Origin of the sequence: Intestinibacter sp., assembly GCF_022780145.1 — a bacterium.
Classification (GTDB): Bacteria; Bacillota; Clostridia; order Peptostreptococcales; family Peptostreptococcaceae; genus Intestinibacter.
The window spans coordinates 1-8,522 of record NZ_JALEXO010000208.1 but is presented as its reverse complement, the minus strand read 5'-3'; the positions used below and the strand labels follow the sequence as shown (position 1 = coordinate 8,522).

The following is an 8,522-nucleotide window of genomic DNA, read 5'->3' as shown; positions in this document are numbered from 1 at the left end:
CAGATGGATATACTATATAAAAAAATTCTAACTCATCCTAGATTTGCAGAAATAAAACAAGATGCTATAAATCTTGAATGCAAAACTTTAGTTGATGATGATATGAATACTATAATGCTTTACTATAATAAACTATTAAAGCAAGCACAGTATGAAGGCAAGTTTGACGTAGCTGCAAGAATTCTTAAAGAGATAAGACAGATTAAAGCTATTGATAATGAGCAAGTGAAATTCGAAATAGATATTACAGTTGAGGGAATGAGTGAAGAGATTAATAACACACACACGCACAAGTCTTCTTAATTCGGACGCCACTAGTCCGACAGAATGGACACTACTCTTTTAAAAATAATTTCCCGAGATTTTTAGACTTACACAAAAAGGAATTACGGCATAAAAAAGAAAGGTACCCCCTTATATATGTTCTTGTACCCATACAAAATATTTACAGTATCTAAGAATAAGAGATTATTCAAACCTACCGAACCTCATCGAACTATAGGTATATATGATGCTACGATGATGAATTATAAACAAGCAAAGGAATATAACTCATCATGTCAGGATGTAAAGGTGTCAATATTGTTAGGCGAAATATCTAGAGGTGTTAAGCTAATATGTTTAGACTTAGATGATTGTATTGACGAAAAAGGAAATTTAGAAAAAGATACTAAAGATTTTCTAAGAGAATTTTCGAAAGATGAATGGGAATTTTCTACTTCAGGTACAGGTATACATATTTATGTATTAACCAAGGAAAATTTTGAAACTTTTATAGTAAAGGATTTAGAAGGTTGCAAATCATTTGAATGTTATACTAATAAACGTCACATAGTTACTACTACGTTTGATTTTGAAAATACCGATTTAAAAGTAGGTATACACGACAAATTTATTAAAAACCTTTACGATAGAGTTGAAGCTTTAAAAGCAGAAAAAACTAAGAAAAGCTTAGCTAATCAAGTTCAAAAAGTATTTGAAGGTAAGAGAATTAATAACGAACAGGATTTAAACTCTGTTCTATACAATAGAAAAGCAGTAACAGACATGTATACTTTAAGGGGATGCGGCTTTAAAGACCCTACATTAATTGAATTAATTGATACGGAACCTAATTCGGTAGACCAATCCGCTCACGATGCTAAACTCATAACTAAGCTAATGTATTATTGTTTATCATTCGATGCTGCGTGGGAAATGGCTAAGAAAACCAATTATTATAAGCATAAAGACGAGCGACACCAAAAGAAATTCAACAGCGAAGTTTACAAAGAAAGAACTAGAAAATTTATCGAAAGAGGATACAATTAATATGGGACAATATAAAAATAAAATCAACTGTAGTACTTGTTTAGCTCTTGTGTCATTGTTTTATTCAGGAGCTATGAGTACAACTGTAAGAGAAGCTATAGTTTACCACTTACTAAAATGTGATAAATGCTTAGACAGATATGAAAGTTACGAACACAATCATCCTGATTTTAAAGATGTTAATGTTAAATCAGTCATTAAATCTCTTAGAAAAGACTTGCAAGTCTCTAAAGATTATACAGACTCATTAGCTTCAGGTATAGAAATTATGTCATCTTTCACTCAGGATAGTAATACTGACGGAATTGATTTTAATCCTACAAAATGGCAAGATGCAGCTTCAAGATTTGATATAGAAACATTAATGAATTTAAAATTCTTTAGAGATTTAATAATGTCTTATGAATATAAAAACTCAATAGAAGATATAGACTATTCAGAGTTTTATAAATATATAGCTAGCAAGATAGGTAAAAGGGTGGATTTACTTGAAGCTTGCCTACGTAAAGAATATGTAACAAATTCTTAATAAAGTACTTGACAAATAGTTAATAATAGGTTACAATAGTAATATGACATATAGAGTTAAGATAAAAGATATTAAAAAAGAAGATATTCCTTATATTAAAAATCTATGCGAAGAAAATAATTGTGAATTTTCTCAAGAATGGAAAAGTAAACATAACAGTTATGTAGTTTATGATTACGAACCGTACCATAGTGTTGGATTTGAAATAAACGCGTATATCAAAAGTGAAGATTTTAACAAAGCTCAATTTGTAGAATATTTACATAGTAGAAGAAAAGAAAAAATAAATAAGTTGAATACAATATTAAATAATGAGGTTAAAGTATGAGAAATTTAGACCAATATCAAATGATATTCTGTGACATAGACGATACTTTGATTTATGGTTTCTGGACAGACTTAATGAAGTATACTTGGAATATTTTTAGAAATAATACACTATCGAATATTCTTATGTGGCTACAATATAACTTCTGCTTATTCAAAGTAAATCAAAAATTAAGATATATGTTAGTAAATACTAGTACACCTATAGTATTTTTGACTGCTAGAAAATATGTAAAAGAAACTGAATTAATGTTGAGTTATATATTAGGTAATGATACAATATTTGAAGTTAAGCATCTCGCTACCGATAATCCAGCAGAAGATAAATACAATGAAATAGTAAAATACATTCATAATTATCTTGAGATGGATGTAGAACTGGAGTCAATGTGCTTATTTGATGATAACAAATCAGTTAGAGATTTGGTTGCAACATTAGACATAGACACATTCGACCCACAAGCAATGAGAGATGAGGTAAAATAAGGAGATATACATGGAATGGTACGAATTTATTTTTTATACAGAAAAAGATGAGGTTCCTTACTTAAATCACGGAGATATCGGATTTTATAATGATGAATTACCAGTCGGAATAAAAGTTAAAATGGACTTAGACGGTAATATAGACTTTGAGGCTGGTGTAGAAGGATTAGGATATGATACCGATGATATTAAAGATTATGAAACACTATTAATGTTTTTGTACGACCATTACGATGAAATTGAAGAAGATGTAATGAACCATACAAGACGAGATTGTATAGATGAACTTATAGATATATGCAAAGAGAAAATAGAACTGGAGCAACCAACAAAAGAAAAAGATTTCGAATGTGCATTGAGACGAATTCGATATTTAACATCTAAGGAAACTTGTCATATACGTGAAGATGACGTAAACTTTAGAGTAATTTGTCACGATATTGCTGATGAAATATTAAGAAAGTATAAAGAGTAATTAAATGAAAGTAATAAAAACAAAATATACTTTATTACCAAAACAAGGCGAATTTTTATTTGGATTTGACCCAGCTTTACTACATCAGATTGACCCAAAAACTGGTAAAGAAAAAACTTATAATGATATTGCAGCTTACGTAGGTGGAATGGGTAGCGGAAAAACATTCTGCGGCTCACTACGTGGTTTGCTATTCGCCTTCTCTTGGGCAGGTTGTAGAGGCTTAGTTGGTGCTAAGTCTCAAGACCTGTTAGATAATACCACTAAAAAGAAATATGAAGAACATTTAGCTAATATGGGTATGGTTGAAGGTATAGACTGGTGGTATACTGATAGAAAGACCCAGATGAATATCCGTAACGGTTCAGTAATAAGGTTTAAGACTCTATCTGATTGGGAGCAATTCATGTCTGAGGAATTTACTTGGATAGAATTTGAAGAAGCTTCCTTTTTGGAAGAGATAACTTTTATTAAACTTATCACCAGATTACGTGAAGCTAAAAGAAGCAGTTGGGAAAACTATTTCCGTTCTTTATATATGCATACTAACCCTCAAGGTAGAAGAGGTTGGATTAATAAACATTTTATAAATCCTAAAACCAGAAAAAGTTCTTACCGATATATAAATGCTTCAACTAGAGAAAACCATCATCTCGGTGATGAATACGTAGAAATGTTAGAAGAACTTTATTCGGCTGAACAAATCTTAGAAATGGTTGAAGGTTTGGATAGTGATACAGATAACACTGTAGCATTCCCGAACTTTACAGAAGCTAATATTAAAGATAATTTGAAAGCTGATAGAAACGAGTCATTAATATTAACTTGCGACTTTAACTATAATCCTATGTGCTGGTATTTACAGCAGGAAAAAGATGGTGTGTGGTACATTCTAAAAGAATTTATCCATTCAAATGTTACTACTAAAGAAATGTGTAAGTTGATACAACCCGAGATAGATAAATTAGGGTTTAGAAAACTCACGATAATGGGTGATGCTCACGGTAGAGATAGAAAGACTAACGGCTCTGATTATTCGGTAATGCTTTCTCATTTTCAAGATGCAGGATATGATGTTACCTTATTAGTTCAAAAATCTAATCCATTTATTAAAGATAGACTAGCAGTGTTAAGAGGTCTAATTAAGAATGCTAAAGGAACTATCAAACTATTTGTAGACTCTTCCTGTGAAAAACTAATATATAACTTTAACGAAGCTAGAAATAATCTTGGAAATGGAGGTCTCAAGATACCAACTGATACCGATATTCAGAAAGACCCTTCAAAGATATATCTTATCCACCCTATAGATGCAGTAAGCTATCCAATGCACTACTTGCAAAGTTTAAGGGCTACTGCTGGTGAAGCTGAGAAATTATAGCAGGAGAAATAAAACAATGACCGATGAATTAACTAAAACCTTTTTTGATACTTTTGAGATTAAACAAAGAGAATATACTCAATGTTGTAGTCTGGGTTGTAAGAAGCCCTATACGGATTGTGTCAATTGCCAATATCAGGAAGCATACAAAATAGATTACCCACAAATTACCGACCGTATATTGTTGGAGTTAATATGCAAATTAAGTGGTGTATGTTGCCCTCAGTTTGCATTTGAAAGAGGTGTTGAAGAACTTAAATGGAATATATTAAAGCGGTGTATACATTATAACAAGGAACTTAAACAACAAGTACAGACACTATTTGAGGGAGGGTAATGGATAAGCTAAGAGAAATATACGTAATAATACGTTACAAATAGTTGACAAATAATAATTAATGTGTTATAATAAATATATACAGAAAGAAAAGGATTGTTATTAAATGGTAGATGAAATTATAACTAAAAAAGTGGAGGCTTATAATTTAACACCTTACAGAGATGAGATTAGACAGTTCGTAGTCGCTAATAAAGAACAGCTAGATAATTTCTCTAATATGGTTACGACTTATAATGAACTCTACAAAAGCATCTTCCTTGGTAGTGAGGAAGCTAAAACTGAGAGATTTCCTCAAGCGGCAGAAACTTATAAGGTATATAAAGCAGCGTTAATCGAAGCTTGCTTATCAGGTTATAGTGCTGCATTACCAGAAATAAAAGGTAAAGATGCTTACAGTACTCTACTAATTCCTAAACTTAAAAGCGTAATGGAAGACCAATTAAAAAGTATGTCTTTCCTAGAAAACATTTCAGGAGAATACGTAGATGACTGGATACTTAAAGGCGAAGCTGCTGGTTTCTTAAAGTTAAAAGAAAATAGAGAAGAATACAGAGTTAGAGAAAAACTTACAGATGCAGAGACTGGTGAAGAAGTTGTTTCATTAACTGTAAAAGAAATAGTCTCTTATGAAGATTTAGAATTAGAATATATCGACCCGTTAGATTTATTTGTAGATGCATACGATTATTTAAAAGACCCTAAAGGTTGTGTAAAAATTTTTAGAAGTTGGATTAGCCCTAAAGAATTACTAACTTCCAATGCATATCCTCTATTAACAAAAGAAGATAAAGCGGATATTGTAAATGCAGTGGGTAGAAATGCTGACGTAAACAGCGTTGATTATAAAACTACATACACGGTAGCATCTAACCTTGGAGAAAACCAAACTGCTGCAGACAAAATTGAAGTATTAACCTTTTACGGAGATTACATAACTTCAGATAATAAAGTTCTTACAGGAATAAGAGCAACTGTAGTTAATAGTAAATTAGCTAGATTAGAATATGACCCTGTATCTATTTGTAGATTGGTTTATGCTCCGTATAAAGTTGATAGAGATACACATAGAAGTATTTCCCCTATTGCTTGTACAAAGCCAGTAAATACATTACTTAACAGAGTCGTAGACTTATTTATTCAAAATTTAGATAATGCTTCTAATCCTATTGTAATGTATCAAAAAGGTAGTATCAATAGGGCACAAGCAGATGCTGTAAAAGAAACTAGACAATTAGAATATAATAGTTTAGAAAATAAACCAGAATTCTTTCTCCCTCCCTCATCTCCTCCTGACGGCTTGCCATTAATGAATTTAATTCTAGACCAGAACAAAAATGTTTTAGGGTTAAATCAATATATGGCAGGCGATGGGTCAGGAGCAGTAAGAACTGCAAGAGAGTCTAATATTATTTATCAGAAAGCAAACGCTAGAATGCGTGTTGAGACTGATGTGTTTAGTTACAGATTTTTATTAAACTTCTATTTAACTTTCTATTCATTCAACAGAGAACTAGCAATAGCAGCTGAAAATCCACTAGACCCTATTTATGCAGACCCTAAATTAAAAGTTAGCATATCGACAAATGCTTCTAGAGCTGATAAGGAAGGTGAATTGCAAAGACTGCTTGAAATGTTGAACTTACCAATTGCTCAAATGATATTCAGTAATTTACAACCAGAACAGGTTATCCCAGCTGTGAGATATTTAATGGCAAAAGCCGAATTGACTGATGTTGATAATTTACTAGAATTAATAGATAGTGCAACTGGTCAACCAAATACTGTTACTACTCCAGAGCAAGATGAAATGGAAAACAATATGGCAAATAATGGTAGTCCTCCGCAAGGTAATATGCCTGTAGGAAATATTACACCACAAGTGCCAGATATTTCACCAATGGAAACACCTCAAGGATTAGAAAACATTCCAACAGATATTCCAATAGATGATATGTTACAGTAGAATTTTAAAGCAAATAATAATAATAAAAAAAGAAAAGGATTGCTAAACAATGAATGAAGAACAAAACAAAAAATTACAAGAAGAAAAGAAAAACAAACAAGAAATTATTAAACCAGAAGAAACTGGAGAGATTATTGACCATAAGGATGAAGCTTCTAAAGCAACAGAAGAAACTGTTAAGGAAGAGAACCCCGATGCAGAAGTCGTGGAAGTTTCTGACGAAGTGGTGCAAGACAGTGAAGATGCTGGAGAAAAACAAGAAGAAAGTGCAGAAGCTCCTGTAGAAGAAAAGGAAGAGGAAAAGGTAGAAGAACCATCTGAAGAAGAAAAAGACTCTTCCGAAGAAAAAGAAGCATTAGAAGAAGAAAACAAAGAAGAAGAACATAAAGAAGAAGTAGTAGAAGAAGAAGACGTAAAAGAAGAAGAAGAAGTTGACGTTGAACAACTTAAAAAAGAACTAGCCGAACTGAAAGCAGAAAAAGAAGACGAAGCTAGAGAAAGAGAACTTGTAGAAGTAGCTCAAAATGTAGAAGTTGAATATGATAGGGTTGTTAAAGGTATTAATGAAGCTTTAAGAGAAACTCTTGAACAGTATCAAATTCCTGTAGATAAATCAATTCAAGAACTTGAAAAAGAAGACCCTGCGAAAGCTCAGATTGCAAGAAATTTATTAGTACAAGCTAAACAAGCATTAGACTTTAACACACAGAGACTTTCAAATCAATACAAATCAAAAGAACAAGATGTTATCTTTACTAAAGCTGAAAGACTATTTAATAAATATGAACTCTCAAATGAACAAGCTCAAGTAGCAGCAGAAACATTTGTATCAATTTTACAAGCTTCAGGACTTCAAGACTTAAAAGATGACTTAGCTGCCAAGGTAGAATTATCTGTAGCACAAGCTAGATTTAAAGTACCTACAGTAACACCACCAGTAGAAACTGTCAAAGAAGAACCAGTAAAAGAAGCTCCAAAAGTTGAAGCAGAGCCTGCTACAGAGCCTGAGAAGGCTGATGAAAATAAACCTGAAGAGGAAGCATCAAAGTCTGAAGAAAAGGCTGAAGAAAAGGCTCCTGAAGCTCCTGCTGAAGAATTCAAATTAGAACGAGGTGTAGCTAAAGAAGTTGTAAGTAGAAAAGCAGTTAATAATTTAGATGATTATAAAGAAGGTATCAACGGAAGTTCTTCTGTCGAAGCTTCTAAAGCATCTACTGTAAATAAAGATAACGTATTAGCTAAGCTTGCTGCTCTTCCACCAAGAGAAAGACAAAGATTTATGAAAGAAAACTTTGCATTAGTTAATGCAGCTATGAGAGATTTTAATGTTAAAAATAGCAGAAGGATTTAATTTAACCTATGCCTAATTATAAAAATATAATTAAAAATATACGAAACATATTTATAAAACCAGTAAAAGATGAAGTAAAAGAAATTGTAAATCTCAAACCAACTGAACAAGATTTCAAACAAGGACAAAAATTAGCTGTAATAGTTACTGCAGTATTAGCGGCAAATGGTATCCCAATGTCTACGAATAGTACAGCTATAATAGGTAAAGCTCTAGCCTTCCTTGTAAGAGATATAAAAGATGGTGTAGATGATACAGATAAACTATTTATTAGCAGAATAGTTAATGAAATTAAAAAAGTTCACCGAATAGATGGTGATGAATAATAACTACAAATCAGGTAGTCTTCTCTTTGTAAG

The 8,522-nt window shown here is 31.9% G+C and carries 11 protein-coding genes; all 11 read left to right on the top strand.

The genetic code is table 11. From position 1 onward, the window contains the following. Positions 1-303, top strand: a 303-nt coding sequence (locus MR593_RS08080) for a hypothetical protein (protein ID WP_290691726.1), incomplete at its 5' end; no start/stop codon positions are given. A gap of 117 nt (positions 304-420) precedes the next feature. After that, complete coding sequence (locus MR593_RS08075; RefSeq protein WP_290691724.1) at positions 421-1,311, top strand: hypothetical protein; 891 nt, start codon at positions 421-423, stop codon at positions 1,309-1,311. A 1-nt stretch (position 1,312) separates the two neighbouring features. Further along, positions 1,313-1,840, top strand: coding sequence for a hypothetical protein (locus MR593_RS08070; RefSeq protein WP_290691722.1), 528 nt, complete (start codon positions 1,313-1,315; stop codon positions 1,838-1,840). 43 nt (positions 1,841-1,883) lie between these two features. Next, entirely contained in the window at positions 1,884-2,168 is a 285-nt protein-coding gene (locus MR593_RS08065) for a hypothetical protein (protein ID WP_290691720.1), read from the top strand. Further along, complete coding sequence (locus MR593_RS08060; protein ID WP_290691718.1) at positions 2,165-2,653, top strand: hypothetical protein; 489 nt, start codon at positions 2,165-2,167, stop codon at positions 2,651-2,653. The genes MR593_RS08065 and MR593_RS08060 overlap by 4 nt, the downstream gene beginning before the upstream one ends. A 10-nt stretch (positions 2,654-2,663) precedes the next feature. Then, the gene (locus tag MR593_RS08055; RefSeq protein ID WP_290691717.1) at positions 2,664-3,128 is read left to right on the top strand and encodes a hypothetical protein; all 465 of its coding nucleotides are present in this window, start codon (positions 2,664-2,666) and stop codon (positions 3,126-3,128) included. A 4-nt stretch (positions 3,129-3,132) separates the two neighbouring features. Then, positions 3,133-4,509, top strand: coding sequence for a phage terminase large subunit (locus MR593_RS08050; protein WP_290691715.1), 1,377 nt, complete (start codon positions 3,133-3,135; stop codon positions 4,507-4,509). A 16-nt stretch (positions 4,510-4,525) separates the two neighbouring features. Then, positions 4,526-4,846: a hypothetical protein gene (locus MR593_RS08045; protein WP_290691713.1), complete on the top strand. Its 321-nt coding sequence runs from the start codon at positions 4,526-4,528 to the stop codon at positions 4,844-4,846. A gap of 106 nt (positions 4,847-4,952) precedes the next feature. Beyond that, positions 4,953-6,812 (top strand): portal protein, encoded by a 1,860-nt coding sequence (locus MR593_RS08040; RefSeq protein ID WP_290691711.1) that lies wholly within the window; start codon positions 4,953-4,955, stop codon positions 6,810-6,812. A 49-nt stretch (positions 6,813-6,861) separates the two neighbouring features. Then, positions 6,862-8,163, top strand: a complete 1,302-nt coding sequence (locus tag MR593_RS08035; protein ID WP_290691709.1) for a hypothetical protein — start codon at positions 6,862-6,864, stop codon at positions 8,161-8,163. Positions 8,164-8,171: 8 nt separating this feature from the next. Next, positions 8,172-8,489 (top strand): hypothetical protein, encoded by a 318-nt coding sequence (locus tag MR593_RS08030; protein ID WP_290691707.1) that lies wholly within the window; start codon positions 8,172-8,174, stop codon positions 8,487-8,489. The last annotated feature ends 33 nt before the right edge of the window (positions 8,490-8,522 follow it).

Coding starts and splice junctions, on each gene's coding strand:
- MR593_RS08075 (WP_290691724.1), top strand. CDS start 421: ATGTTCTTGTACCCATACAAAATATTTACAGTATCTAAGAATAAGAGA.
- MR593_RS08070 (WP_290691722.1), top strand. CDS start 1,313: ATGGGACAATATAAAAATAAAATCAACTGTAGTACTTGTTTAGCTCTT.
- MR593_RS08065 (WP_290691720.1), top strand. CDS start 1,884: ATGACATATAGAGTTAAGATAAAAGATATTAAAAAAGAAGATATTCCT.
- MR593_RS08060 (WP_290691718.1), top strand. CDS start 2,165: ATGAGAAATTTAGACCAATATCAAATGATATTCTGTGACATAGACGAT.
- MR593_RS08055 (WP_290691717.1), top strand. CDS start 2,664: ATGGAATGGTACGAATTTATTTTTTATACAGAAAAAGATGAGGTTCCT.
- MR593_RS08050 (WP_290691715.1), top strand. CDS start 3,133: ATGAAAGTAATAAAAACAAAATATACTTTATTACCAAAACAAGGCGAA.
- MR593_RS08045 (WP_290691713.1), top strand. CDS start 4,526: ATGACCGATGAATTAACTAAAACCTTTTTTGATACTTTTGAGATTAAA.
- MR593_RS08040 (WP_290691711.1), top strand. CDS start 4,953: ATGGTAGATGAAATTATAACTAAAAAAGTGGAGGCTTATAATTTAACA.
- MR593_RS08035 (WP_290691709.1), top strand. CDS start 6,862: ATGAATGAAGAACAAAACAAAAAATTACAAGAAGAAAAGAAAAACAAA.
- MR593_RS08030 (WP_290691707.1), top strand. CDS start 8,172: ATGCCTAATTATAAAAATATAATTAAAAATATACGAAACATATTTATA.